This is a genomic window from Streptomyces sp. NPDC046866 (genome assembly GCF_040704625.1).
In the GTDB taxonomy this organism is placed as follows: Bacteria; Actinomycetota; Actinomycetes; order Streptomycetales; family Streptomycetaceae; genus Streptomyces.
In genome coordinates this window covers 360,332-385,895 of sequence record NZ_JBEYXN010000003.1, presented here as the reverse complement: position 1 = coordinate 385,895, position 25,564 = coordinate 360,332, and the positions used below count along the sequence as shown (strand labels likewise).

Annotated in this window: 20 protein-coding genes and 1 pseudogene; 8 read left to right on the top strand and 13 right to left on the bottom strand. The window is 75.3% G+C overall.

The genetic code is table 11. From position 1 onward, the window contains the following. Positions 1-59: 59 nt before the first annotated feature. A complete protein-coding gene (locus AB0953_RS07765; RefSeq protein WP_366858486.1) occupies positions 60-1,460 on the bottom strand; it encodes a PLP-dependent aminotransferase family protein in 1,401 nt (466 codons plus the stop codon). 47 nt (positions 1,461-1,507) lie between these two features. Between AB0953_RS07765 and AB0953_RS07760 the strand changes: the two genes are divergently transcribed. Then, positions 1,508-2,023 carry a carboxymuconolactone decarboxylase family protein gene (locus AB0953_RS07760; RefSeq protein ID WP_366858485.1) on the top strand — a complete coding sequence of 172 codons (516 nt, stop codon included), beginning with the start codon at positions 1,508-1,510 and terminating at the stop codon, positions 2,021-2,023. Between the two features lie 97 nt (positions 2,024-2,120). Here AB0953_RS07760 and AB0953_RS07755 read toward each other — a convergent pair whose 3' ends face one another. The 3 genes from AB0953_RS07755 to AB0953_RS07745 form a co-directional block, all read right to left on the bottom strand. Continuing rightward, on the bottom strand, positions 2,121-3,110 hold the full coding sequence (locus AB0953_RS07755) for a malate dehydrogenase (protein ID WP_366858484.1): 990 nt from the start codon (positions 3,108-3,110) through the stop codon (positions 2,121-2,123). Positions 3,111-3,347: 237 nt separating this feature from the next. Then, positions 3,348-3,866: a DUF3017 domain-containing protein gene (locus tag AB0953_RS07750; RefSeq protein WP_366858483.1), complete on the bottom strand. Its 519-nt coding sequence runs from the start codon at positions 3,864-3,866 to the stop codon at positions 3,348-3,350. Continuing rightward, the gene (locus tag AB0953_RS07745) at positions 3,856-4,719 is read right to left on the bottom strand and encodes a bifunctional methylenetetrahydrofolate dehydrogenase/methenyltetrahydrofolate cyclohydrolase (protein ID WP_366858482.1); all 864 of its coding nucleotides are present in this window, start codon (positions 4,717-4,719) and stop codon (positions 3,856-3,858) included. The genes AB0953_RS07750 and AB0953_RS07745 overlap by 11 nt, the downstream gene beginning before the upstream one ends. 305 nt (positions 4,720-5,024) lie before the next feature. On the opposite strand from AB0953_RS07745, the gene AB0953_RS07740 reads away from it, so the two are divergent. After that, positions 5,025-5,657, top strand: coding sequence for a hypothetical protein (locus AB0953_RS07740; protein WP_366858481.1), 633 nt, complete (start codon positions 5,025-5,027; stop codon positions 5,655-5,657). A gap of 98 nt (positions 5,658-5,755) precedes the next feature. Here the strand turns inward: AB0953_RS07740 and purH are convergent, their stop codons facing one another. Together purH and purN are read right to left on the bottom strand one after the other, a co-directional pair. Further along, positions 5,756-7,339, bottom strand: a complete 1,584-nt coding sequence (gene purH / locus AB0953_RS07735) for a bifunctional phosphoribosylaminoimidazolecarboxamide formyltransferase/IMP cyclohydrolase (protein WP_366858480.1) — start codon at positions 7,337-7,339, stop codon at positions 5,756-5,758. Further along, the gene (gene purN, locus AB0953_RS07730) at positions 7,336-7,959 is read right to left on the bottom strand and encodes a phosphoribosylglycinamide formyltransferase (protein ID WP_362170797.1); all 624 of its coding nucleotides are present in this window, start codon (positions 7,957-7,959) and stop codon (positions 7,336-7,338) included. Before purN ends, purH begins: the two co-directional genes overlap by 4 nt. Positions 7,960-8,275: 316 nt before the next feature. Between purN and AB0953_RS07725 the strand changes: the two genes are divergently transcribed. Next, the gene (locus AB0953_RS07725) at positions 8,276-8,875 is read left to right on the top strand and encodes a hypothetical protein (RefSeq protein ID WP_366858479.1); all 600 of its coding nucleotides are present in this window, start codon (positions 8,276-8,278) and stop codon (positions 8,873-8,875) included. Positions 8,876-8,960: 85 nt separating this feature from the next. On the opposite strand, the gene AB0953_RS07720 is transcribed toward AB0953_RS07725, so the two are convergent. After that, positions 8,961-10,847, bottom strand: a complete 1,887-nt coding sequence (locus tag AB0953_RS07720) for a DUF6350 family protein (protein WP_366858478.1) — start codon at positions 10,845-10,847, stop codon at positions 8,961-8,963. A gap of 104 nt (positions 10,848-10,951) precedes the next feature. On the opposite strand from AB0953_RS07720, the pseudogene AB0953_RS07715 reads away from it, so the two are divergent. Both AB0953_RS07715 and AB0953_RS07710 read left to right on the top strand, forming a co-directional pair. Further along, a pseudogene (locus AB0953_RS07715) lies at positions 10,952-11,128 on the top strand (helix-turn-helix domain-containing protein); the annotation flags it as partial. A 906-nt stretch (positions 11,129-12,034) separates the two neighbouring features. Then, complete coding sequence (locus AB0953_RS07710) at positions 12,035-12,808, top strand: RNA polymerase subunit sigma-70 (protein ID WP_366858627.1); 774 nt, start codon at positions 12,035-12,037, stop codon at positions 12,806-12,808. An 86-nt stretch (positions 12,809-12,894) separates the two neighbouring features. On the opposite strand, the gene sucD is transcribed toward AB0953_RS07710, so the two are convergent. From sucD to AB0953_RS07685, 5 genes are all read right to left on the bottom strand, one after another. Beyond that, complete coding sequence (gene sucD / locus AB0953_RS07705; RefSeq protein WP_054227728.1) at positions 12,895-13,785, bottom strand: succinate--CoA ligase subunit alpha; 891 nt, start codon at positions 13,783-13,785, stop codon at positions 12,895-12,897. A gap of 22 nt (positions 13,786-13,807) precedes the next feature. Then, on the bottom strand, positions 13,808-14,989 hold the full coding sequence (gene sucC / locus AB0953_RS07700) for an ADP-forming succinate--CoA ligase subunit beta (RefSeq protein ID WP_366858477.1): 1,182 nt from the start codon (positions 14,987-14,989) through the stop codon (positions 13,808-13,810). A gap of 280 nt (positions 14,990-15,269) precedes the next feature. Beyond that, positions 15,270-16,436: a VWA domain-containing protein gene (locus tag AB0953_RS07695; RefSeq protein ID WP_366858476.1), complete on the bottom strand. Its 1,167-nt coding sequence runs from the start codon at positions 16,434-16,436 to the stop codon at positions 15,270-15,272. Between the two features lie 356 nt (positions 16,437-16,792). Next, positions 16,793-19,105, bottom strand: a complete 2,313-nt coding sequence (locus AB0953_RS07690; RefSeq protein WP_366858475.1) for a DUF5682 family protein — start codon at positions 19,103-19,105, stop codon at positions 16,793-16,795. Continuing rightward, entirely contained in the window at positions 19,102-20,208 is a 1,107-nt protein-coding gene (locus tag AB0953_RS07685) for an AAA family ATPase (RefSeq protein WP_366858474.1), read from the bottom strand. Before AB0953_RS07685 ends, AB0953_RS07690 begins: the two co-directional genes overlap by 4 nt. Positions 20,209-20,342: 134 nt before the next feature. Between AB0953_RS07685 and AB0953_RS07680 the strand changes: the two genes are divergently transcribed. Continuing rightward, the gene (locus AB0953_RS07680) at positions 20,343-21,692 is read left to right on the top strand and encodes an SWIM zinc finger family protein (protein ID WP_366858473.1); all 1,350 of its coding nucleotides are present in this window, start codon (positions 20,343-20,345) and stop codon (positions 21,690-21,692) included. A 494-nt stretch (positions 21,693-22,186) separates the two neighbouring features. Further along, a complete protein-coding gene (locus AB0953_RS07675) occupies positions 22,187-23,707 on the top strand; it encodes a DUF5691 domain-containing protein (protein ID WP_366858472.1) in 1,521 nt (506 codons plus the stop codon). Positions 23,708-23,932: 225 nt separating this feature from the next. Here the strand turns inward: AB0953_RS07675 and AB0953_RS07670 are convergent, their stop codons facing one another. After that, complete coding sequence (locus tag AB0953_RS07670) at positions 23,933-24,334, bottom strand: cobalamin B12-binding domain-containing protein (RefSeq protein ID WP_361912883.1); 402 nt, start codon at positions 24,332-24,334, stop codon at positions 23,933-23,935. 236 nt (positions 24,335-24,570) lie between these two features. On the opposite strand from AB0953_RS07670, the gene AB0953_RS07665 reads away from it, so the two are divergent. Then, positions 24,571-25,344, top strand: a complete 774-nt coding sequence (locus AB0953_RS07665) for an alpha/beta fold hydrolase (RefSeq protein ID WP_366858471.1) — start codon at positions 24,571-24,573, stop codon at positions 25,342-25,344. The last annotated feature ends 220 nt before the right edge of the window (positions 25,345-25,564 follow it).

Below are 25,564 nucleotides of genomic sequence, written 5' to 3'. Positions count from 1 at the left end.
GGGCGAAGCCCGGTTTCGGGAAGGGGCGGGGAGGGGGCAGCTCCGCGCAGCGGCAGCGGTCAGGGCAAGGACGCCAGCAGGGCGGCAACGGTCGGCGCCCACGCGCTCGTCGAAGGGGTCCCGTACCCGACGACCAACGCCTCCCGCGGCTCCACCTCCGCATCCGGATGCACGTACCGGGACAACGTCTCCAGACCGAGGTCGTGCCAGGCCGCAGCCCGCAGCACCTCGTCCTGCGTCCCGGCGGGCAGGTCCAGCACGGCGTGCAGCCCCGCCGCGATCCCGGAGACGGCCACCCGCCCCGCCACGGCGGCCAGCAGCTCGTCCCGCCGCCTGCGGTAGCGCAACCGCATCCCCCGCACGTGGCGGTCGTACGCCCCGGACCGGATGAACTCCGCCAGCGTCAGCTGGTCCAGCGCGCTGGAGGCCCAGTCGATGCGCCCCTTCGCGGCGAGCACCTCCTCCAGCAGCCCCGCCGGAACCACCATCCACCCCATCCGCAGCCCGGGTGCAAGGGACTTGCTCGCGGTGCCGAGGTACACCACCCGGTCGGGGTCGAGCCCCTGCAGCGCACCGACCGGCTGGCGGTCGTAGCGGAACTCCCCGTCGTAGTCGTCCTCCAGGATCAGGCCGCCCGTGGTCCGGGCCCAGTCGACGGCCGCCGCCCGCCGGTCGGGAGTGAGCGCGACGCCGGTCGGGAACTGGTGCGCGGGCGTCAGCAGCACGGCCCCCGCCTCCCCGCCGGCCAGCTCGGCGGTGCGCGCCCCCGCCCCGTCCACGCCCAGCGGCACCGTCCGCAGCCCGGCCCGCCCCAGCAGCTCGCGGTGCACGTCGAGGCTGTACCCCTCCACGGCCACCTCCCGGACCCGGCGCGCCCGCAGCACCCCGGCCAGCAGCGTCAGCGCGTGCACGAAGCCCGCGCACAGCACGATGCGGTCGGGGTCGGCGTACACCCCGCGGGCCCGCGCCAGGTACCCGGCGAGGGCTTCGCGCAGCTCGATCCGCCCGCGCGCGTCGGCCGCGTAGCCGAAGGCCTCGTTCGGGGCGTCGACCAGCGCCCGGCGGGCCGCCGAGAGCCAGGCGGCGCGCGGGAAGGCGCCGAGGTCCGGGGTGCCGGCCAGCAGGCTGTACGCGGGCGGGCGGCGCGCGCCCGGCCGGGCCCGGGCCGCGGCGGCGGTGCCCCGGCGGGGCCGGGCCCGCTCCGCGACCCGCGTCCCCGAGCCCTGGCGGGCCGTCAGCCAGCCCTCGGCGACGAGCTCGGCGTACGCCTCCGCGACCGTGTTGCGCGCGATGCCGAGGTCGGCGGCGAGCGAGCGCGAGGACGGCAGCCGCGTCCCGGCGGCCAGGCGGCCGCTGCGCGCCGCCTCGCGCAGGGACTCGGTGAGCCCGGCCCGCAGGCCGCGGCCCGCGGACAGGTCCAGGTGCAGGTCGGCGCCCAAAGTGGCCCGGGAATCCGTCATGGAACTGGACCATATCGGCGGGCCGCATGCTCCGTAAGCTCATGATCATGACGATGCAGCAGACCACGCCCCGAGCCCCCGCCGCCCACTGCGCCGAGCACACCCCCCGCCTGAACATGGCCGGCCAGGTCCCCGAGATCTACAAGGCCGTCGTCGCCCTGGAGATCGCGTCGAAGAAGGGGCTCGACCCGCTCCTGGTGGAGCTGGTCAAGATCCGCGCCTCGCAGCTCAACCACTGCGCGTTCTGCCTCGACATGCACACCAAGGACGCCCTCGCGGCGGGCGAGAGCGTGCAGCGGATCGTCCAGCTCAGCGCGTGGAAGGAGTCGCGGCACTTCTACACCGAGCGGGAGATCGCCGCGATCGAGCTCACCGAGGCCGTGACCGTCCTGACGAACGGTTTCGTCCCCGACGAGGTCTACGAGCGGGCCGCGCGGCAGTTCGAGGAGAAGGAGCTCGCCCAGCTGATCGCGGTGATCGCGACGATCAACGTCTGGAACCGCCTGGCCGTCACCACCCGCATGGTGCCGGGCCACTACACGCCGGGCATGTACAACCACTGATCCCGCGGCACCCGCCCGCACGGGAAACGGGCAGGGCCCCGGCGCTGCTGCGCCGGGGCCCTGCCCGTGGTCGAACCGGTCGCGGGGACCGCGCGGATCAGATGAGGCCGAGCTCGCGGACCGCGTCGCGCTCCTCGATGAGCTCCGCCACGGACGCGTCGATCCGGGTGCGGGAGAACTCGTTGATGTCCAGGCCCTGGACGATCTCGTACTTGCCGTCCTTGCAGGTGACGGGGAAGGAGGAGATCAGGCCCTCCGGGACGCCGTAGGAGCCGTCCGACGGGATGCCCATGGAGGTCCAGTCGCCCGCGGCGGTGCCGTTGACCCAGGTGTGGACGTGGTCGATGGCGGCGTTGGCGGCGGAGGCGGCCGAGGACGCGCCACGGGCCTCGATGATCGCGGCGCCGCGCTTGGCGACGGTCGGGATGAACTGGTCGGCCAGCCACGCCTGGTCGCTGACGACCTCGGCGGCGTTCTTGCCGGCGATCTCCGCGTGGAAGATGTCCGGGTACTGGGTCGCCGAGTGGTTGCCCCAGATGGTCAGGCGCTTGATGTCGGTGACGTCGGCGCCGGTCTTCCGGGCCAGCTGCGAGATCGCGCGGTTGTGGTCCAGGCGGGTCATCGCGGTGAAGCGCTCGGCCGGGACGTCCGGGGCGGCGGCCTGCGCGATGAGCGCGTTGGTGTTCGCCGGGTTGCCGACGACGAGGACCTTGATGTCGTCCGCCGCGTGGTCGTTGATGGCCTTGCCCTGCGGCTTGAAGATGCCGCCGTTGGCGGAGAGCAGGTCACCGCGCTCCATGCCCTTGGTGCGCGGGCGGGCGCCCACGAGCAGCGCGACGTTGGCACCCTCGAAGCCCTTGTTCGGGTCGTCGAAGATGTCGATGCCCTTCAGGAGCGGGAAGGCGCAGTCGTCGAGCTCCATGGCGGTGCCCTCGGCGGCCTTCAGGCCCTGGGGGATCTCCAGGAGGCGCAGCTTGACCGGCACGTCCGCGCCGAGCAGGTGACCGGAGGCGATGCGGAACAGCAGCGCGTAGCCGATCTGGCCGGCGGCGCCGGTCACGGTGACATTCACAGGAGTGCGGGTCATGGCCTTCTCCGTTAGACAGCTGGCGGTGGGGCGTCCCTGCCCCATGTGCTGGCGGACGCCGCTTCCCTGCGAATCTTGACGTGAAGAGACATCCGGCGTCAGGCTATCCGACTCCCAAGCGGCCCAACCCCCCGGTCCGTGTGGTGCGCGGCACACGGACCGGGAGTTCGAAGGCGGGAGCCCGGGTGCGCCCCCGCAATCGACGCGCCGGGCTCGCCCGGACGGGTGGATCCGGGGCTATCTGACGGTGAAGCGGGCCGCGTTCTCCAGGAACGGGAGCTCCAGCCACGGCCTGGGCTCCACCACCAGCGCCAGCAGGGTGATGGCCACGCCGAGCAGCCCGTACGTGACCATGTCCGTGAACCGGGAGCGCACGGCGAGCATGCCCACGTCGGGCAGGACGCGCCGCAGCACCGCGGCCGCGATCAGGGCGACGCCGATGACCAGGCAGCCGATCTTCGGGTGGCCCAGCGCCGTGCACAGCAGCCCGGCCGCCGTCGCGGCGAGCACGCTGAGCATCGGCCACTGACGGGCCGCGAGCGCGTCGCCGGGGGCGGCCCGGCCGGCGCCCTCGGGGCGGGCGGTGTCCTGGGTGACTGCGGGGAAGCGGCGCGACTTGGGGGCGGCCGGCGCGGCGCCCGGTGCGGCCGGTGCGGCCCCGGCGGCGCGGGCGGGCGCGGGGGCGGCCTGCGGCGGCTCGGCCCTGCCGCCCGCACCCCGGTCGGCGGCGCGGTCGGCGTCGTGCTCAGCCTGCACTGGAGATCGTCCGTTCCGCCGCCTCGACGACATTGACGAGCAGCTGCGCGCGCGTCATGGGCCCGACGCCGCCCGGGTTCGGGGAGATCCACCCGGCGACCTCGGCGACGCCGGGGTGCACGTCTCCGACGATCTTGCCCGCCTCGTCACGGCTGACGCCCACGTCGAGCACGGCCGCGCCCGGCTTGACGTCCTCCGGCTTGACCAGGTGCGGCACGCCCGCCGCCGCGACGATGATGTCGGCCTGGCGCAGCAGCCCGGGCAGGTCGCGGGTGCCGGTGTGGCACATGGTCACGGTGGCGTTCTCGGACCTGCGGGTCAGCAGCAGCCCCATCGAACGGCCGACGGTGATGCCGCGGCCCAGCAGGACGACGTGCGCGCCGTTGATCTCCACGCCGTGGCGGCGCAGCAGCGCGACGATGCCGTACGGGGTGCAGGGCAGCGGGCCCGGCTCGTTCAGCACCAGCCGGCCCAGCGACATGGGGTGCAGGCCGTCGGCGTCCTTCAGCGGGTCCATCAGCTCCAGGACCCGGTTGGTGTCGATGCCCTTGGGCAGCGGGAGTTGCACGATGTACCCGGTGCAGGCCGGGTCCTCGTTCAGCTCCCGGACGACCGCCTCGATCTCCTCCTGGGTGGCCGTGGCGGGCAGTTCGCGCCGGATGGACTCGATGCCGACCTCGGCGCAGTCCTTGTGCTTTCCGTTGACGTACCAGCGGCTGCCCGGGTCGTCGCCGACCAGCAGGGTGCCGAGTCCGGGGGTGACGCCCCGGGCCTTGAGGGCCGCCACGCGGGCGGCCAGTTCGGACTTGATCGCGGCGGCGGTGGCCTTGCCATCGAGAATCTGGGCGGTCATGGGCCCATCCTCCCGGATGGGGCGCCCCCGGTTCCACTCGTGTCCGCCCGGGCCCGTCGGCGCGTCCGGCGGCGCGCCGCGGGGCGGCGCGGTCCGCCCTTTGCCACAGCCTTGGAACATTCATTGCACTTGCACAACAAGTGACCGCCCGGTCGCAATGCCGCTGGACAAGTCCGCCCCGATCGGCCGACGATGACCGGACAAAGAGTGCCGCGGGCAGTGCCGGGGGGCGGACCGCAGAACATCGCAGTACCACCTCCGTGCGTGCCGTGCGTCCCCGCACTTCCACGGAGGAACACCCCACCATGAGTTTCGGTGACCCGAACAACCCGTACGGGCAGCAGCCCCCGCAGGGCCAGCCGGGATACGGCTACCCGCAGCAGGGCGGCTACGCCTACCCGCAGCAGCCGGCTCCCCAGGGCTACTCGGCGTACCCCGCGGGGCCGGCCGGCTACCCGGGCGCGCAGCTGCCGATGCCGGGCGGCGTGAAGGCCGCCCGCGTCATCCTGTTCATCGTCGGCGGCCTCCAGGCCCTGGGCGGGATCGCGGTTCTCCTCGGCGGGGCGGTGTTCGCCTCGGCGCTCTCCGGCTCCTCCAGCTCCTCGGCGAGCGACGCGGGCGCCCTCGCCGGCGGGGTGCTGGTCGTCGCCGGCATCTTCGCCCTGGCGCTGTCCCTGTGGCCGATCCTGACCGCGGCCAAGTTGGGCAAGGGCCGCGGCGGCGTCCGCGTCTCCGGCATCATCTACGGCTCCCTGATGACCCTTTTCTCGGGCATCAGCGTCATCGTGAACCTCGCGGCGCTCAGCAGCAACGACGCGGCGGGCGCCATCGTGTTCTCGCTGCTCATGGCCCTGGTCCAGTTCGGGCTCTCGCTCTGGGTCCTCATCGGCCTGGCCAACTCCGCGGCCGGCGCGTACTTCCGCCGCCCCCTGTACTAGGAACACGGCCGTCTCGACGGCGTACGGCGAAGGCCGCGCCCCGCAGCGATGCGGGACGCGGCCTTCGCCGTGTGCGCGGCAGACCCGCGCGAAGGGTGTCAGTGGAAGAAGTGGCGGGTGCCCGTGAAGTACATGGTCACGCCGGCCTTCCGCGCTGCCTCGACCACCTGCTCGTCGCGGACCGAACCGCCCGGCTGCACCACGGCCTTGACGCCGGCCGCGGTCAGGATCTCCAGCCCGTCCGGGAACGGGAAGAACGCGTCGGACGCGGCGTACGAACCCTGCGCGCGCTCGGCGCCGGCCCGCTCGACGGCGAGCTTGGCGGAGTCGACGCGGTTGACCTGGCCCATGCCGACGCCGACCGAGGCGCCGTCCTTGGCCAGCAGGATCGCGTTGGACTTCACGGCCCGGCAGGCCCTCCACGCGAAGGCGAGCTCGGCGAGCTCCTCGGCGGAGAGCGCCTCGCCGGTGGCCAGCGTCCAGTTCTTCGGGTCGTCGCCCTCGGCCTGGAAGACGTCGCTCTGCTGCAGGACGGCGCCGCCCGAGATGGGCTTGAGGTCGCCCGGCTGGCGGGGGCTGCCCTCGACGCGCAGGACGCGGATGTTCTTCTTCTTCGCCAGGACCTCGACCGCGCCCTCCTCGTAGGCGGGGGCGGCGATGACCTCGGTGAAGATCTCCGCGACCTGCTCGGCGAGCTCGACGGTCACCGGGCGGTTGACGGCGATGACGCCGCCGAACGCCGACAGCGGGTCGCAGGCGTGGGCCTTGCGGTGCGCCTCGGCGATGTCCGCGCCGACCGCGATGCCGCACGGGTTGGCGTGCTTGATGATCGCGACGCAGGGCTCGTCGTGGTCGTACGCGGCGCGGCGGGCGGCCTCGGTGTCCACGTAGTTGTTGAAGGACATCTCCTTGCCGTGCAGCTGCTCGGCGTTGGCGAGCCCGCCGGGCTGTCCGTCGGTGTAGAGGGCGGCGGCCTGGTGCGGGTTCTCGCCGTAGCGCAGGACGGCCTTGCGGTCCCAGGCGCCGGCCAGGAACTCGGGCAGGGCCGCTCCGTCCTCCTCCGGCGCGTACGCGTTCGTGAACCAGGAGGCCACGGCGACGTCGTAGGCGGCGGTGTGCTGGAAGGCCTCGGCCGCCAGGCGCTTGCGGGCGGCGAGGTCGAAGCCGCCGCCCCGGGCCGCGGCGAGGACGTCGGCGTACCGGGCGGGGCTGGTGACGACGGCGACCGACGGGTGGTTCTTGGCGGCGGCGCGGACCATGGACGGGCCGCCGATGTCGATCTGCTCCACGCACTCGTCGGGGGTGGCGCCCGAGGCGACGGTCTCCCGGAACGGGTACAGGTTGACGATCACCAGGTCGAACGGCTCGACGCCGAGCTCGGCGAGCTGGTTGCGGTGGTCCTCCAGGCGCAGGTCGGCCAGGATGCCCGCGTGGACCCGGGGGTGCAGGGTCTTGACCCGGCCGTCCAGGCACTCGGGGAAGCCGGTCAGCTCCTCGACCTTGGTGACGGGCACGCCGGCCCCGGCGATCCGGGAGGCGGTGGAACCCGTGGAGACGAGCGCGACGCCCGCCTCGTGCAGGCCGCGGGCCAGCTCCTCCAGTCCCGTCTTGTCGTAGACACTGACGAGCGCGCGCCGGATCGGTCGCTTCGACGAGGTGGTGCTGCTCTCTACGGCGGTCACTGGATTGTTACCTTTCGTCCCTCAATGCGGTAGCCGTGCCGGGCCAGGCGCCCCACGACGTCGACGAGCAGCTGGCGCTCGACTTCCTTGATGCGCTCGTGCAGAGCGGCTTCGTCGTCCTCGTCCCTGACCTCGACCACACCCTGGGCGATGATCGGGCCGGTGTCCACGCCGGCGTCCACGAAGTGGACCGTGCACCCGGTGACCTTCGCGCCGTACGCGAGGGCGTCGCGGACGCCGTGGGCGCCGGGAAAGGCGGGGAGGAGGGCGGGATGGGTGTTGATGAAGCGGCCGCCGAAGCGGTCGATGAAGGCCTTGCCCACGATCTTCATGAACCCGGCGGAGACGACGAGGTCCGGTGCGTGGGCGGCGGTCGCCTCCGTGAGCGCGGCGTCCCACTCCTCGCGGCTGCCGTAGGCCTTCACCGGACACACGAAGGTGGGGATCCCGGCCTTCTCGGCGCGCTCGAGGCCCGCGATGTTCTCGCGGTCGGCCCCCACGGCGACGACTTCGGCCCCGAAGCCCTCGGCTCCGCCCGGGTGGGCGTCGATGGCGTCGAGGAGGGCCTGGAGGTTGGTGCCGGACCCGGAGACCAGCACGACCAGGCGGGAGGCGGCCATGGGAGGCCCTTTCTCACGGGAACCAGGGAACTCGTTCATCTCTGCTTGTACGGTCATACAAAACTTCGACGCCCCTCCATACGGGGGACCCTACGAAGCCGCCGACCGCCTGCAACGATACCGGCACACCGGACAGCCCCCGAGGGACGGGGGGACGGCCGAGGGGTAGCGTCTGGCGTACAAGGCGCGAACGGCGCGGTGAAGGGCACCGCGCGGCCCTACAACGCACCCAGCCCGCGACGCACTTCGACGCCGGCGCCCCGGACACGGGCCGGGCGCGCACGACGTCCACGACACAGGGGAAGTAACGCACTCGATGCCGGACCGCCGTCAGCCCGACTCCTCCACCGACGACAACCCCTTCGCGGCTCCGCCGGAGGGCCGGCCCGACCAGCCGTGGCAGCCGCGCGGCGGCGGTGACGGCCGCGGCCAGGGCGGCCAAGGGGCCCAGGGCCCCGACTCGGGGTCCGGCGGGCCGGTGCGGTGGGACCCCACGGACCCGATCCAGCGGCGCGCCCGGTACGCCCTGCTCGCCGGCATGTGGGGCTTCTTCTTCGGGATCTTCGGGATCCCGTCGGTGGGGCTGCTGCTGGGGGCGCTCGCGGTGTACTGGGGCATCAGCGGGCTGCGCGGCCGGCCCGCGGCGACCGGGGACGGCGCCCCCGCCGACCCGGCGGCCCGCGGCGGCCTGGCCGCCCTGGGCCCGGCCGCGCGGCCGCAGCGGGCGGCGGCGGTCAGCGGGCTGGTGACGGCCGCGATGGCGATCGCCCTCGCCCTGGGCTCGTACGGCGTGCAGCTGGCCTACAAGGACTTCTACGTGTGCCGCGACGACGCCCTGACCCGTGCGGGCCAGCTGGCCTGCAACGACCTCCTCCCGGACAACCTCCTGGGCGCGTACCTGAAGGTCCGCCAGTAGCACCCGCTCCGGACGCCCGAACGCCGGCGGGGCCGGATTCGTCCGGCCCCGCCGGCGTTCGCTCGGGTCGGGCACCGGCCCGCGGTCAGGCCGGCGGCCTGCGCCGCGCCAGGACACGTGCGCCCGCCACCGGCACCACTCGCGGCTGCGGGGACTCCGTCCCGTACGAGGTCCGCCCCTCGGGCGGGGCGGGAGCGTGCGTCTGCGGCAGCGGCAGGCGGGCCAGGGCGGACGGGTCGAGCGTCGTCATCAGAGCGAGGCGGCGCGGCCGCACGGCCGCGGTCCCCAGGGCCCGCTCGGCCGCGCCCGCCGGAACCGCGGAGCCCTGGGCGGCGGGTGCCGCCGGGGCCGCGCCGGACGGATCCGCCGGGGCCGCCTCGGCCCCGGCGGGCGGGGGCGCCTGGTCTGCTTCGGCCCCGGCCCCGGCCCCGGCAGGCGGGGGCGCCGGGGCGGCCTGGGCGTCGGGAGGCCGGGGCGTCGGGGCCGCAGAGAGCGCCGGCGGGGTGGTCCCGGGCTGCGGGAAGGGCGGGATCAGGGTGCCCGCGGTCTTGCGGAGGGCCTCCCAGCGCATCTCGCGCATACCCCTGTCGTGCCAGCCGTCGTCATCCGCGGGCTCCGCCCCTCGCGCCGGATGCGTCCGCCACACGTGCACGGACACCGCCACCACCACCCCGCCGGGCAGCGTCCAGGCCAGCGCCGCCGCCCCGGTCGCCCACCACACCGGCCCGAACTCCGCCAGCTCCCCCGAGCCCAGCGGCCCGGCGGAGGCCGCCGCGAGCCCCGCCAGCACCACCGCGCAGACCACCGCCCCCAGTGCGGCGGTCAGGGCCGTCTCCGCACCCGACACCTCACGCGCCCGCCGCACCGCGAACCACCCGACGGCCGCTCCGGCCGCCAGCGGCACCAGGGCCGTCGCGCAGGTCACCAGCGTCCCCGACCCCTGCGGCGGCAGCGCCTCCAGCAGCGGGAACCTCGGCAGCGCGGGCGAGCCGGTGAAGCCGAGCGGTGTCGCGGCGGCACCGCTGCCGAGGGCGAAGCCGGGCCCGAGGGCGTACGCCGCCGCCCACACCACGGCGTTCGGCAGCAGCGCCAGCGCCAGCAGCAGGACCGCGAACCGGCCCGACCACACGTCGGTCAGGGCCAGGAAGGACCCCTTGACCTCGGCGGCGTGCCAGACGAGCGAGGCGCCGAGGATCAGCGCGCCGCCGCCCAGCAGCACCAGGGCCCCGGCGGCGCCCGACCGCAGCGCGAGCGCGTAGCGGGGGCGCGCAAGGGCCCGGCGCACGCCGGCCGGCCACCGGCGCGGCAGCGGCGGCGGGCCGAGGGGGCGCCCCTTGGCCGCCCACACCCCGCCGGCCGCGGCCAGCACGGCGACCAGCGGGACGTGCCAGCCGGCGCTGATCGGGTCGGCGGGCATCGGCCCGGCGGCCGCGTACACCGTGGCGAAGGTGCCGACGCCGAGGTAGCCGCACAGCACGGCGGAGAAGACGGCACTGGCCGGCAGCACCTCCTCCGCGTCGCTGCCGTCCCCGGGAACGCTGCCCAGGCGGGCGGCGCGCCGCATCAGCAGCGCGGGCAGGGCGATGAGCAGCAGCGGGGTCATCCCGACGGGGGCCGGCACCCCGGAGAGGGTGTCGTACCGGACCAGTTCGGCGCCGTGTGCGAGCAGCCAGAGCCCGGCGGCCAGGTGCAGGGCCCCGCCGGGGCCGCTGTCGGGGTAGGGGGAGCTGATCCACAGCACGATGACGAGCACGGCGAGGAAGCCGAGGCCCAGTCCGGCGGCCACGGCCCCGCCGAGCACGCAGGCGGCGGCCGCGGGCGAGCGGCGGCGGCGGCGCGGGCCGGCGGGGCGCGGGGAGCCGGCCGTCGGATGCCCGGCCGTCGGATGCCCGGTCGGCGGGGACGGGGGCGGGGGCGCGGGCGCGGCCGGCGCCGGCTGCAACGGGGTCCCGTGTTCGGTCACTTGGGTCACCCCGCCATGGTGCCAACGACACGCGCTATGGGCGGGTAACAGAAGAATGTCCGTTGTGTCGCTCAATATACGTTTATGTATTTTTTCGCGCAGGGGAGTACGTCATGACGGAGAGCGTCGAGGAGCCGCGGCTCCCCTCGCCCACGGAGCGGCGCCGACTGCGCGAGGCGGTGGGCCTGACGTGCGAGGAGGTGGCGCTGGCCGTGGGCGTCACGGCCGCCACGCTCCGGGCGTGGGAGGCGGGCCGCCTCGAGCCGCGGGGTCGCACGCGCGACCAGTACGCCCGCCTCCTGACGGGCACCCACCCGTCGGCCCCGGCGGCCGGGGTGCGGCGCGACGACCACAGCACCGAGTCCGCGGTGCGCCCGGCGCACGCCCCCGCCGCGGACGCGCCCCCGGGCGTGGCACCCGTGCCCCCGGACGCCCCTGCACGCCGTGCCCCCCGACCGGATGCGCGGCGGCCCTCCAGGGGCCGGCCGGCCCGGCCCCCGCACGGCGCACCCGCCCCGGGCCCGGCAGCCGCCTGGACCGCCGCGACGGCCGACGCGCCCACGGGGGCCGCGGTCCCGTCGGCGGCCGGTGGCGGTTCGGAGCCGGGAAGCACTGGGGGTGCGGGCATCGCGGCCGACCGGGACGGCGCGGCCGGCGCCGAGGCCCGCCGAGCCGGCTCCGGCGCAGCGCAAGCGGCCCACCCGACCGGAGCCCAGGCTCCGCAAGCGGCCCCGCACTCCGAGGCCCCGACTGCCCAAGCGGCCCCACACTCCGAAGCCCAGGCTCCGCAAGCGGCCCCACGCTCCGAAGCCGAAGGCGCGCGAACGGCCCAGCCGACCCGAGCCCGGGCCGCGCAAGCAGACCCGCGCTCCGGGCCCCCGGCGGCCCAGGGCCGCGAGGCCGAAGGTGCGCGAACGGCTCGGCCGTTCGGAGCCGCGGCTGCCCAAGCGGCCCCCCACTACGAGGCCGAGGGTGCGCGAGCGGCCCAGCCCACCGCGGCCGGGGCCGCGCAAGCGGACCAGTACTCCGAGGCCCCGGCTGCGCAAGCGGATCTGCGGTCCGAGGGCGGAGGTGCGGGAGCGGCTCGGCCGTTCGGGGTCCGGAGCGGGCGAGCGGCTCGGCCGTCCGGGGCTCCGGTTGACCCAGCGGCTCTGCCGGCCGGGGCCCGGGGCGCGTTCGAGCGGGTCTACCGGGCGGTGGCCGGTGAGCTCGTGCGGGAGGTGTACGTGCTCACCGGCGTGCCCGGGCTCGCCCTCGCGGCGGTCGAGCGGGCGTTCCAGCACGCCTGGGCGCGCTGGCCGGAGGTGGCCGGCGACCCCGACCCGGCCGGCTGGGTCCGCTCGGCCGCGTACGAGTACGCCCTCTCCCCCTGGCGCCGGCTCCGCCGCGCCCACCGCCGGCCCGGTCCCGGCCCGGCCGACCCCGCCGACCGGATCCTGCTGGAGGCGATGCTGGCGCTCCCGCCGATCCACCGCCGCACCGTCCTGCTCTACCACGGCGTCGGCCTCGACCTCCCCGACACCGCCGCCGAGACGGAGGCCAGCACCCCCACCGCCGGCGGCCGCCTGCTGACCGCCCACGCCGACCTCGGCGAGCTGGTCCCCGAGCTGGCCGCCGCACCGCCCGAGCGGCAGGCGGACCTGCTGGCCGAGCGGCTCGGCGCGCTCCGGCCGCCCGTGGCGCTCGTACCGCGCCCGGCGGCCGCCCTGCGGGCCGCGGCCGAGCGCCGTACGCGCCGCTGGACCCGTACGGTCGTCGGCGTGACCACGGTGATCGCCGTGGCCACCGGGTACACCCTGTACACCGCCCCCACCCGGTACGAGGCCCCCGTCGCACCCGGCACCAGCGTCTCCGGGGTCCCCCCGCTCAGCGGCCCCCCGCGGCTCACCGAGCAGAGCCGGCTGCTGCACGACAAGCTGCGCACCAGCCCGGCGGCCGGGCCGGCCCGCCTCCACCCCCTGCCCGAGTAGGGGCACGGGAAACGGGCGTGGCCCGCGCCCCTCCGCGGAGGGGTGCGGGCCACGCCCGTGCTCAGGTGCTGCGTCGGCAGCTGCTGCTACTGCGCGGCGTTCAGGATCTCGCGCGCCAGCTTCGCGGTCTCGGTCGGCGTCTTGCCGACCTTGACGCCGGCGGCCTCGAGGGCCTCCTTCTTGGCCTGCGCGGTGCCGGAGGAGCCGGAGACGATGGCGCCGGCGTGGCCCATGGTCTTGCCCTCGGGGGCGGTGAAGCCCGCGACGTAGCCGACGACCGGCTTGGTGACGTTCTTCGCGATGAAGTCCGCCGCACGCTCCTCGGCGTCGCCGCCGATCTCACCGATCATGACGATCAGCTCGGTCTCCGGGTCGGCCTCGAAGGCCTCCAGGGCGTCGATGTGCGTGGTGCCGATGACCGGGTCGCCACCGATGCCGACGGCGGAGGTGAAGCCGATGTCGCGCAGCTCGTACATCATCTGGTAGGTCAGCGTGCCGGACTTCGACACCAGACCGATCTTGCCGGGCTTGGTGATGTCGCCCGGGATGATGCCGGCGTTGGACTGGCCGGGGGTGATCAGACCCGGGCAGTTCGGGCCGATGATGCGGGTCTTGTTGCCCTTGGCGGTCGCGTACGCCCAGAAGGCGGCGGAGTCGTGCACCGCGATGCCCTCGGTGATGACGACGGCCAGCGGGATCTCGGCGTCGATGGCCTCGACGACGGCGGCCTTGGCGAAGGCCGGCGGGACGAAGAGGACGGAGACGTTGGCGCCCGTCTTCTCCATCGCCTCGGCGACCGAGCCGAAGACCGGGACCTCGGTGCCGTCGAAGTCGACGGACGTGCCGGCCTTGCGCGGGTTCACGCCACCGACGATGTTCGTGCCGTCGGCCAGCATCAGCTTGGTGTGCTTCATGCCCGTGGCACCGGTCATGCCCTGGACGATGACCTTGCTGTCCTTGTTGAGGAAGATAGCCATGTGAGTCTGTGACCTCGTCCCTTTACTTCGCAGCCGCAGCGAGCTCGGCGGCCTTGTCGGCCGCGCCGTCCATGGTGTCCACGCGCTGCACCAGCGGGTGGTTGGCGTCCGAGAGGATCTTGCGACCCAGCTCGGCGTTGTTGCCGTCGAGGCGGACGACGAGCGGCTTGGTGACCTCTTCGCCCTTGTCCTTGAGCAGCTGCAGGGCCTGGACGATGCCGTTGGCGACCTCGTCGCAGGCGGTGATGCCGCCGAAGACGTTGACGAAGACGGACTTGACGTCCGGGTCGCCGAGGATGATCTCGAGACCGTTGGCCATGACGGCGGCGGAGGCGCCACCGCCGATGTCGAGGAAGTTGGCGGGCTTGACGCCGCCGTGGTTCTCACCGGCGTACGCGACGACGTCCAGGGTGCTCATGACGAGACCCGCGCCGTTGCCGATGATGCCGACCTCACCGTCGAGCTTGACGTAGTTGAGGCCCTTCTCCTTGGCCGCGGCCTCCAGCGGGTTGGCGGCGGCCTTGTCCACGAGCTCCTCGTGGGACGGCTGGCGGAACTCGGCGTTCTCGTCCAGGGAGACCTTGCCGTCGAGGGCGATGACGTCGCCGGAGGCGACCTTCGCCAGCGGGTTGACCTCGACGAGGAGCGCGTCCTCGGCGACGAAGGTCTTCCACAGGGTCACGAGGACCTCGGCGACCTTCTCGGCGACGTCGGCCGGGAACTGCGCCAGGGCGACGATCTCGCGGGCCTTCTCGATGGAGACGCCCTCGTTGGCGTTCACCGGGACCTTGGCCAGCTTCTCGGGGGTCGTCGCGGCGACCTCCTCGATGTCCATGCCGCCGGCGACCGAGGCCATGGCGAGGAAGGTGCGGTTGGTGCGGTCCAGCAGGTAGGAGACGTAGTACTCCTCGACGATCTCCGGAGCGGTCTCGGCGATCATCACCTTGTGGACCGTGTGGCCCTTGATGTCCATGCCCAGGATGTCCGTCGCGCGGGCGACGGCCTCGTCCGGGGTCGCGGCCAGCTTGACGCCGCCGGCCTTGCCGCGGCCACCGACCTTCACCTGCGCCTTGACGACCGACTTGCCGCCCAGCCGCTCGGTGGCCTCGCGAGCCGCCTCAGGCGTGTCGATGACTTCACCGGCCAGCACCGGTACACCGTGCTTGGCGAAGAGGTCCCTCGCCTGGTACTCGAACAGGTCCACGCGCGTCCGTCCCTTGTCTTCAAAGATTCGCAGTGATTCGCGGTTGTCTGCGTGGGCGTGCCGCGGAGGGCAACGTGACGGCGCTGTCACTAGGGAGGCGCACACGGTGACCGCGGCGCGGCATGTCCGTCCCGCAGGTTATCCCCGGGACACGTGGGTCCCTAAATCGCAGATCACACCTGAGCGGTGATACCTGTCACAGATCCGCTCAGGGCGGAACGGGAAATTCGTGCGATCCGCCGATGTACGCAGGCGGCCCGCGCAGGCTCGCGCGACCCGCTCAGGGCACCGGCAGGGGCCGCTTCTCCAGCGCCACGGCCATCACCTCCGGGAACAGGTCGGGGGTGCAGGCAAAGGCCGGGACGCCCAGTGCGGCGAGGGCCGCGGCGTGCTCCCGGTCGTAGGCGGGAGCGCCCTCGTCGGACAGGGCGAGCAGGGCCACGAACTCGCTCCCCGCCGCCTTCATCGCGGCGACCCGGCGCAGCATCTCGCCGCGTATGCCGCCCTCGTGGAGATCACTGATCAGGACGACGACGGTATCGGCAGGGCGGGTGATCCTCGACTGGCAGTAGGCCAGGGCGCGGTTGATGTCGGTGCCGCCGCCGAGCCGGGTTCCGAAGAGGACGTCCACCGGATCCTGGAGCCGATCCGTCAGGTCGGCGACGGCGGTGTCGAAGACGACCAGGCGCGTCGCGACCGAGCGCATCGAGGCCAGCACCGCCCCGAAGACCGAGGCGTAGACCACCGAGGCCGCCATCGAACCCGACTGGTCGATGCAGAGGACCACCTCCTTCTTCACCGACTGCGCCGCCCGGCCGTACCCGATCAGCCGTTCGGGTACGACGGTGCGGTGCTCGGGCAGGTAGTGCTTCAAGTTCGCCCGGATGGTCCGGTTCCAGTCGATGTCGGCGTGGCGGGGCCGGGCGGTGCGCGCGGAGCGGTCGAGGGCACCGGTGAGGGTGGCGCGGGTGCGGGAGGCGAGCCGCTGCTCCAGCTGGTCGACGACCTTGCGGACGACGGCCCGGGCCGTCTCGCGGGTGGTCTCGGGCAGGGCCTTGTTCAGGGAGAGCAGGGTGCCGACGAGGTGCACGTCCGGCTCGACGGCCTCCAGCATCTCCGGCTCCAGCAGCAGGGAGTCCAGGCCGAGCCGCTCGATGGCGTCGCGCTGCATGACCTGGACCACGGGGGCGGGGAAGTACGTACGGATGTCCCCGAGCCAGCGGGCGACGCGGGGCGCGGACCCGCCCAGCCCGCCGGCCCTCCGGTCCCCCCGGGCCGCCCCCGGGGCGCCGCCGCCCGGGCCGTACAGCGCCCCGAGTGCGGCGTCCATGGCCGCGTCCCGGCCGCCGAGTGCGCACCCGGTGCCGTCCGCCTCGCCGCCGAGCACCATCCGCCAGCGGCGCAGCCGCTCCCCGCCGTTCCCCATGACGTCCCCCGTCCCGCTCATCCGTCCGCCCCTTGTCCTGTCCGCTGTCCTTCACCACCGCCGCCGCCCCCTCGACGCCGGCCTCCCCGGCCGAGGCCCCGTGCCGCTGCGCGGAGCCGTTCCCCCGCCCCGCCCCTTCCCGAAACGCCTCGATCGCCGGCGCGGCTCAGACCGGGGCTCCGCCCCCGACCCCGCGCCTCAAACGCCGGCGGGGCTGGATGGATCCAGCCCGCGGCGTTTGAGCGCACCGGGCGCGCAGCGCCCTGGGGGTCCCCCCGGACGGAGTCTGGGGGAGGGTCCGGGCGGAGCCCGGTTCGGCAAGGGGCGGGGTGGGGAGCCGCTCCGCGCAGCGGCTCACCCCCACCCCCCGCCCCACGTCACGGCACCGCGCCCGAACCGCCCGCACCGGCGAGGAGCAGCCGCACCAAGGGGACGACCGCGTCGGCGCGGGCCGGGTCCAGGTCGGGGGCGAAGCCCTCGGGGGCCGTACCCCGGGCGGCCGCGGCGGCCGGGCCGCCCGGCCCGCGGCGGACCAGCTCGCCCAAGGTCTGCTTCACCCCCGCCTCGTAGGCCCCGAACGTGCGCCGCAGCAGCGGAAGCGCGGTGACGAACGACGGCTCCGGCAGCGAGACGAGCCAGGTGTCGATCAGCCCGAGCAGCCGGTCGTCGTGGACCAGCAGCGTGCCGCCGCCCGCGCCGCCGCCGGCGAAGCCGTCGATCCAGCCGGCCGCGTCCGCCGGCGGGGTGGCGGGCGAGAGGGCCAGGCCCATCAGCCGGGCCGTCTCCGCGGCCGGCAGCCGCCCCTCGTCGAGCAGCAGCCGCACGGCCCGGCCCCGGATCGGCCCCGGCACGCTCTCCCGCCCGGCCAGGGCCCCCAGGACCGCCGCCCAGCGCTCCCGCAGCCCCTCGGCCTCCAGCAGCCCGATCGCCCCGTGCACGGCGTCCACGTGGCCCCGCAGCTCCACCGCGGCGTCGCTGTCGAGCCCGGCGGCGCAGGCCGGCGGCAGTGCCACGCAGATCCGCTCGGCGAGCCCGGAGGCCACCGCGGCCAGGGCCGCCGCGTCGGTGCCCCGGACGTCCCCGTACCGCAGGGCGCGGGCCAGCGCGGGCAGGGCCTTGGCGAGCCGTGCCACGTCGGTGTCGAGGGCGGCGAGGTCCGCGAGGGCCCGCAGCACCGCGGGCAAAGCCTCGGCCAGCCCCGCGAGCAGGCACCGCTCGGCCAGCGCGGTGACCTCCCCGAGCTCCCGTGTGCCGGCCGCATCCGCCTCGGCCCTGGCGGTGGCGGCCGCCAGGACGGTGGTGCCCCAGATCCCGGCCTCGGCGACCCGCACCGAAAGCTCCGGCTCCCAGCGCAGCCGCCAGGTCTCGCGGAAGGTCCCGGTGCCGGCCCGCGAGGCGACCGGTGCGCCCCAGTCGACGCCGAGGAGCCGCAGCCGGTGCAGCAGCAGCGACCTGGCGGCGTCGGTCTCCTTGCGCAGGTCCAGCTCCAGCTCGCGCTCCTGGGCCTCGGCCTTGAGCCGCAGCGAGCGCTGCTGCCGGGTCAGGTCCCGCTGCAGCGGGACGGCTGGCGCCCCGTCGGGCACGGCGCCCAGCACGTCGCCGACGACGAGGCGGTCCTCGACGAGCCGGAGCGGTATCCCCGAGCCGTCGCACATCACCGCCCGGACCGCCTCCAGCGTCTCGGCCAGGCCGGGCACCGGCCGCCCGCGCACCGCGGCCAGGGTGTCGGCGAGCCGGGCCGCCTCGATGACGTGCGCCGGGGAGACCTGCCGGTCCTCCTCCCGCAGCAGGCCGGCGACCCTGGTCAGCCACCGCTCCACCGGCCGGTCCGGGGCCGCGAAGAGGTGGGCGTACCAGCCGGGCGAGGAGATGCCCGCCCCGTACCCGCCGGCGCGGGCGAGCCGCCGGTGGGTCCAGGGCACCCAGGTGGTCTGCACCTTGACCTTGGGCAGCCCGGTCAGCAGCCTGCGGTCGGCGGCCGCGGTCGTCCGCGCGCGCAGGGCCGGCACGTGCCAGGCCCCGCACACCACCGCGTAGTCCTCGCCGAACTCCCGGCGCGCGGCACGCATCCGCTGCCGCATGTGCGCCTCGCGCACCAGGTCGCGGGGGTCCGCGCCCCCGCCGCCCCCGTCCCCGTCTCCGTTTCCGTTTCCGTAAGCCTCGCGCAGCGCGGCCATGGCCTCGCCGAGCGCCTCGAACACCGCGGCCGACTCCCGGGCGGCCCCGGTGCCGCGGTGCTCGACCACGTCCTCCCACCAGCGCTCCGGGTCCTCGTACCCGGCTGCCCGCGCCAGGTCGGCGAGCGGATCGGGCCGTACGCCTCCGGGCTCCTCCGGCCCGTCCTGCCGGGCCAGGGTGTGCGCGGCCGGCAGGTCGATGAACCGCACCGGGACCCGGGTGTCCTGCTGCTGGGCCCAGCGCAGGGCGACCCACTCCGGCGAGAACTCGGCCAGCGGCCAGAACACGGCCCGGCCCGGGTCGGACGCGGCGTGCGCGAGCAGGGCGACGGGCGGCCGCATCCCGGGATCGGCGGCCAGCGGCAGCAGCGCGTCCCCCTCGGGCGGCCCCTCGATCAGCACGGCAGCCGGGCGGGCCGCGTCCAGGGCGGCGCGCACCGCCCGGGCGGAGCCGGGGCCGTGGTGTCGCACGCCCAGCAGCAGCGGCCCCGGCCGGGCCGCCGCCCGGCTCATGCCGTCACCTCCCGGCAGGCGCGGTAGAAGTCCTTCCAGCCCTCCCGCTCGCGCACCACGGCCTCCAGGTACTCCTGCCAGACGACCCGGTCCGCGGCCGGGTCCCGCACGACGGCGCCGAGGATGCCCGCGGCCACGTCGGACGGGCGCAGCACGCCGTCGCCGAAGTGGGCGGCGAGGGCGAGGCCGTGGGTGACGACGGAGATGGCCTCGGCCGTGGACAGCGTGCCGCTGGGTGACTTGACCTTGGTGCGCCCGTCGGCGGTGACCCCGTCGCGCAGCTCGCGGAAGACGGTGACGACGCGGCGGATCTCCTCGAGCCCCTCGGGCCGCTCGGGCAGGTCCAGGGCGCGGCCGAGCTGGTCCACGCGGCGGGCGACGATGTCGACCTCGGCGTCGGCGGTGGCGGGCAGCGGCAGCACGACGGTGTTGAAGCGGCGGCGCAGGGCGCTGGAGAGCTCGTTGACCCCGCGGTCGCGGTCGTTGGCAGTGGCGATGAGGTTGAAGCCGCGCACGGCCTGCACCTCCTGGCCGAGCTCCGGTATCGGGAGCGTCTTCTCGGACAGGACGGTGATGAGGGAGTCCTGGACGTCGGCTGGGATGCGGGTGAGCTCCTCCACGCGGGCGGTCGAGCCCTCGGCCATGGCCCGCATGACGGGGCTGGGCACGAGGGCCTCGCGGCTGGGGCCGTGGGCGAGGAGGCGGGCGTAGTCCCAGCCGTACCGGACGGCCTCCTCGGGGGTGCCGGCGGTGCCCTGGACGAGCAGGGTGGAGTCGCCGCTGACCGCGGCGGCCAGGTGTTCGGAGACCCAGGTCTTGGCGGTGCCGGGGACGCCGAGCAGGAGCAGCGCGCGGTCGGTGGCGAGGGTGCTGACGGCCACCTCGACGATGCGGCGCGGCCCGACGTACTTGGGGGTGATGGCGGTCCCGTCCGCAAGCGTGCCGCCCAGCAGGTACGTCGCGACCGCCCACGGGGAGAGCTTCCAGCGGGCCGGGCGGGGCCGGTCGTCGGCGGCTTCCAGGGCTTTCAGTTCGTGCGCGAAGGCGTCCTCGGCATGCGGTCGCAGCGCCTGGGCTCCGGTGCCGTTCCCCTGTGCGGTCATGGTCCCCCTCCAATGCTCGACAGCCGCTCCCGACTGCTGCCACCACCGTGCACCACGCCACTGACAACGCACCTTCTGCACACCGTTGTTGCTGGTCAGGGCGATTGTCAGTGGGGGTCTCTATGGTGGTTGGCATGACTGAGCAGCAGGTCCGCTGGACGGCGGAACAGGTACTGGCCCTGGCTCCTGACGCAGCGTCACGCAAGGCAGGGGCGGCACTGGGCGGGGCGGGTCCGTGGTCCCAGACCGGAGGTTCCGCTTCCGGTGCGGTGTGGGGGTCGTGCAAGGGCAGCGGCGCCACGCCGTACCGGACGGTGGTGGACCTGTCGGGCCCGGCGTACGAGTGCTCCTGCCCGAGCCGGAAGTTCCCGTGCAAGCACGCGCTGGGGCTGCTGCTGCTCTGGTCCGCCGAGGGGTTCGGGGAGGCCGCCGAGGCGCCGGACTGGGCCGGCGAGTGGCTGGCGGGGCGGGCCGCCGCGACGGCGCCGAGGGCGGGCGGGGAGGCCGGGCGCGCCGGGCCGGCGGATCCGGAGGCGGCGCGGCGCCGGGCCGAGCGGAGGGCGGCCCGGATCGGGGCCGGCGTGGCCGAGCTGGAGCAGCGGCTCGCCGACGTGGTGCGCGCCGGCCTCGCCGGCCAGGAGCAGGCCGGATACGCGGCCTGGGAGGAGACCGCGGCCCGGATGGTCGACGCCCAGGCCCCCGGGTTGGCCGCCCGGGTGCGGGAGTTGGGGACGATACCCGGTTGCGGCCCCGGCTGGCCCGCCCGGATGCTGGAGGAGAGCGCGCTGCTGCACCTGCTGAACCGGGCCTGGCTCGGCGTGGCGGGACTGCCGCAGCCGCTCGCCGCGACGGTGCGGAGCAGGGTGGGACTGCCCGGCGCCGGTGCGGAGGGGGAGGGTGTACGGGACCGCTGGCTGGTCCTGGCCCAGTACGACTCCGTGTCGCCGGACGGCCGGCTGACCACCCGCCGGATATGGCTGCGCGGGCTGGACAGCGGGCGCCCGGCCCTGGTGCTGGACTTCGGTCCGCCCGGGCGGCCGCCGGGGCTGGCACTGCCCGTCGGGCTGGTGCTGGAGGCGGAAGCCCGCTTCCGGCCCGGTTCGGCGGGGCTGCGGGCGGACCTCGGGGAGAGGTACGCCCCGGCCGCGCCGTGCGAGCGGGTGCCGGCCGGGGTGGGGCCGGGGGCCGCACTGGAGGCGTACGGGGCGGCGCTGCGGGAAGACCCGTGGCTCGACTCCTGGCCCGTGGTGCTGGGTCCGGTGATCCCGGTCCCGGGGGAACTCGGCTGGCAACTGGCGGATGCGGAGGGCGGCTGCGCGCTGCCCGTGGCCTCCGGCGGGGGCCGGTCGCGGTCCGGACTGTGGCAGCTGGCCGCGCTGTCGGGCGGGGGCCCGGTGACGGTCTTCGGCGAATGCGGCCATCGGGGTTTCACGCCGCTGACGGCGTGGCAGCCGGGCTGCCCGGAACCGGTCGCCCTGGGGTGACGTGAGGGCAACTGGGAGGCCGGGGGGCCTCCCAGGGGAGGGAACACCGGCGCGGGGGCGCCGGTGTGCAAGACGAGTGAGCCGGGGGGCTTTTGTGAGCGACAACCACGCCAGCTGAAGGGCCGGCGACAGGGGGAACAGGGACGGCTGCGGTCCCGCGGAGGGGGCGGGACCGCAGCCCGCAACACCGAGAGGGAGGGGACCCGATGGCTACGACGGCCGACGCCGCGAACCGCAGTACGGGGCAAGGGGGCGCGGGCCCGGGGGGCGGGGCTTCGGTGGGCATGACGGCCGGGGGTACCGCCCCGGCGGGCACGGCTCGAGGGGGCACGGCGCCGGCGGGCACGGCTCGAGGGGGCACGGCGCCGGCGGGCACGGCCGGAGAGGGGGAGGCTTCTCCGGGCAGGACTGCCGGCGGTGCTGATCCGGCGGGTGCGGCTCGAGGGGGTGCGGAGCCGGGCGATACCGGGGCCGAGTGGGGGGAGTTGGTCGCCGTGGCGCTGCTCGGGACCGAGCGGCGGCCGGGCAGTCCGGAGGCGCTGCTCGACGCGGCGGCCGTGCAGACCGTGCGGCGGCGGGCCGGGCTGCGGCCCGCCGCCGCGGCCGCCCTGCCGGCGCCCGCGCCCGCGGACCCGCGGCCCCAGCCGCCGGAGCCGGCCCGCCGGCGGCTCGCGCAGCTGCTGGCCGGCCGGACCGGCGCGGGCAGCGGCGGCGGGCGGCGGGGGGCCACCCCGGATCTGACGGAGCTGCTGCCCCAGTGGCTGGCGGCCGCCGGGCGGCACGGCTACCGGGCGCCGGACGCGCTGGTCCCGGCGCTGCTGGATGCGGCACGGGCCCGTTCCGACCTACGCGCCCAGGCGCTCGCCCTCGCCGGGCCGCGGGGCGTGTGGCTGGCCCGGCTCAACCAGGACTGGCGCTTCGCCCTGCGCGGCGGTGCCGGCGGCGGGATCCTGCCCGACCCGGAGGACCGGGCGGGGGTGGAACGGCTCTGGCAGGAGGGGCTGTTCGCGGAGCGCGTCGCCCTGCTGGGCGCCGTACGGGCGCACGAGGCGGCCTCGGCGATACGGCTGCTGTCGTCGACCTGGGCCACCGAGCGGGCGGAGGACCGGCTGATGTTCCTGGACTCGCTGCGGGTGGGGCTGTCGGAGGGGGACGAGCCGTTCCTGGAGGCGGCCCTCGGTGACCGCAGCCGCAACGTCCGGGCGACGGCGGCCGAGCTGCTGTCGGCGCTGCCGGGATCGGCGCTCGCCGCGCGGATGGCCGGGCGGGCCCTGGCCTGCGTGGGGCCCGAGGGAGTGGTGCCGCCGGCCGAGTGCGATGCGGGGATGCTGCGCGACGGGGTGGTCGAGCGGCCGCCCGCCGGGCGCGGGGAGCGGTCCTGGTGGCTGGGCCAGCTGGTGGAGGCGGCGCCGCTGTCCTGCTGGCGGGAGCGGTTCGGGGGGCTGGACGCGGCCGCGATCGTCGCCCTGCCGATCGCCGACGGCGAGAGCTGGGCGGAGGAACTGCACGCCGCGTGGTGCCGGGCCGCCGTGCGGCAGCGGGATCCGCAGTGGTCCAAGGCGCTGCTCGGCTCGGCTTCGGCGCCGACCGCGACGGCCCCGGGCACGGCCTCGCTCGCGGAGCGGGCCAAGCTGCTGGGGGTCCTGCCGGAGGGTGAACGGGCCGAGTGGGTCGCGCAGTTCGTACGGGCACACGGGCTGTCGGAGGCGTTCCAGCTGCTGGGGGTGTGCGTGGTGCCGTGGGCGGGGGCGCTCGGGCGGGCCGTGGTGGACGCGCTGGACGCGGCGCGGGAGGCGGGGAGCTACCCGTGGAGTTTCAGCGGGGTGATGGGGCTGGCCGAGCGGTGCCTGGATCCTGCGGAGGCCGGGCGGTTGGAGCGGCTGGCCGCGGAGGGCGGGGGTGCCGGTGCGGCCGAGGCGGGGGCTGCCGGGTACTGGGGGGAGGCGTTTCAGCGGCTTGCGGCCACGCTGCGGTTGCGGGCCGCGATGCTGACGGAACTGGGCGCGGCCGCCTGACCGGCCGCTGCCGCTGCCGCTGCGCGGAGCCGTTCCCCCACCCCGCCCCTTCCCGCAACGCCTCAGTCGCCGGCGGGGCTCAAAGATCGGGGCTCCGCCCCGGACCCCGCGCCTCAAACGCCGGCGGGGCTGGAGTTGCCGCGCAGCGGCACAATCCAGCCCGCGCGGCGTTTGAGCGCCCCGCCGGGAGCGGCAGGCCGCCCCCGGCGGCGGCTGCCGGGTCGGTCAGCGGGTGATGTTGGTGCGGACCCAGTCCACGATGGACGTGGTCGTGGCGCCCGGGGTGAAGATCTCGGCCACGCCCTTTTCCTTCAGGGGGGCGATGTCGTCGTCCGGGATGATGCCGCCGCCGAAGACCTTGATGTCCTCCGCGTCGCGCTCCTTCAGGAGCTCCAGCACCCGGACGAACAGCGTGTTGTGGGCGCCCGAGAGGATCGACAGGCCGATCGCGTCGGCGTCCTCCTGGATGGCGGTGTCCACGATCTGCTCGGGGGTCTGGTGCAGGCCCGTGTAGATGACCTCCATGCCCGCGTCCCGCAGGGCGCGCGCGATCACCTTCGCGCCGCGGTCGTGGCCGTCGAGACCCGGCTTGGCCACCACCACACGGATCGGACCGGTCACACCCATCGCACTGCCTCCCGAGTGAACGAACGTTAAGTACAGCATCGCGCACACTGCCGTTTCACGGTCAACCACGAGGGGGAAATCACACGTGGGACGGCGCTGATTCACCGCCAGGGGAGCCGCACCGGGAGCGCCGCGCCACCGTACCGGCAGCCGCACGGCACGGCGGCGCGGGCCGGGCGGCCCCGCGGGGCGCGGCTCCGCGGGGCGCGCGGTCCACATGTCCGGGGGAGGCTTCCATGGGGCTTGGTGTGCCCGTTTCCGGGGCCGCGGTGCGGGCCGGGGTGCTCGAGGCGGTGCTGTTCGGGGCGCATCTGCTGCACTATCCGACGGGGGTCCGGCAGGAGAGGGGCCTGGCCGAACCGGGCGCTGCCCGGCCGGGCGTGTTGCTGCTGCACGGGTTCAGCGACAACCGGTCCGTCTTCGTCGTGCTGCGCCGCACCCTCGCCGCGGGCGGCCTGCGGCAGGTGGAGGCGTACAACTACTCGCCCTTCACCCGCGACCTGCGCAGCGCCGCCCGCGGTCTGGCGCGGCGGGTCGAGGAGCTCTGCGAGCGCACCGGGCGGGAGCAGGTGGACCTGGTCGGGCACAGCCTGGGCGGGCTGGTCGGGCGCTACTACGTCCAGCGCCTGGGCGGCGACTCACGCGTCCGCACCCTCGTCACGCTGGGCACTCCGCATTCCGGGACGCGCGTCGCCCCCTTCATGGACGCCCACCCCCTCGTCCGGCAGGTCCGCCCGGGGTCGGCGGTGATGGCGGAGTTGCGCGCGCCCGCCCCCGGCTGCCGGACCCGGTGCGTGGCGTTCTGGAGCGAGTTCGACGAGCTGATGGATCCGACGGGGACCGCCCGTCTCGAACATCCCGACCTGCAGGCGGAGAACATCCTGGTCACGGGCATCGGGCACCTCGCGCTGGCCGCTCATCCCGCCGTCGCGGCGGCGGTCCGGCGCGCCCTCGACCTTCCCGGGCCGAGGGCCGCCGAGCCCCCGTCGGACACCGCTTCCGTCGCCTGAACTCCAATCGGCCGACGATCGAACGAATTTCGAACTCAAGGCCAAGGCTGGGCATCGCGCCGACCGAAAGACGGCCGAATGCCCGGTTCCGCTCAGCCGGAACCCATCCGAAGATTGTCGTCGCCTGTGACCGCCGGGTACAGTCACGCCACTGCTCTCCCCAGGGAACCCCCTCACCCTGGCCACCCAGGCCCCCACTGCCGAGGCGAAAGAGAAGTTG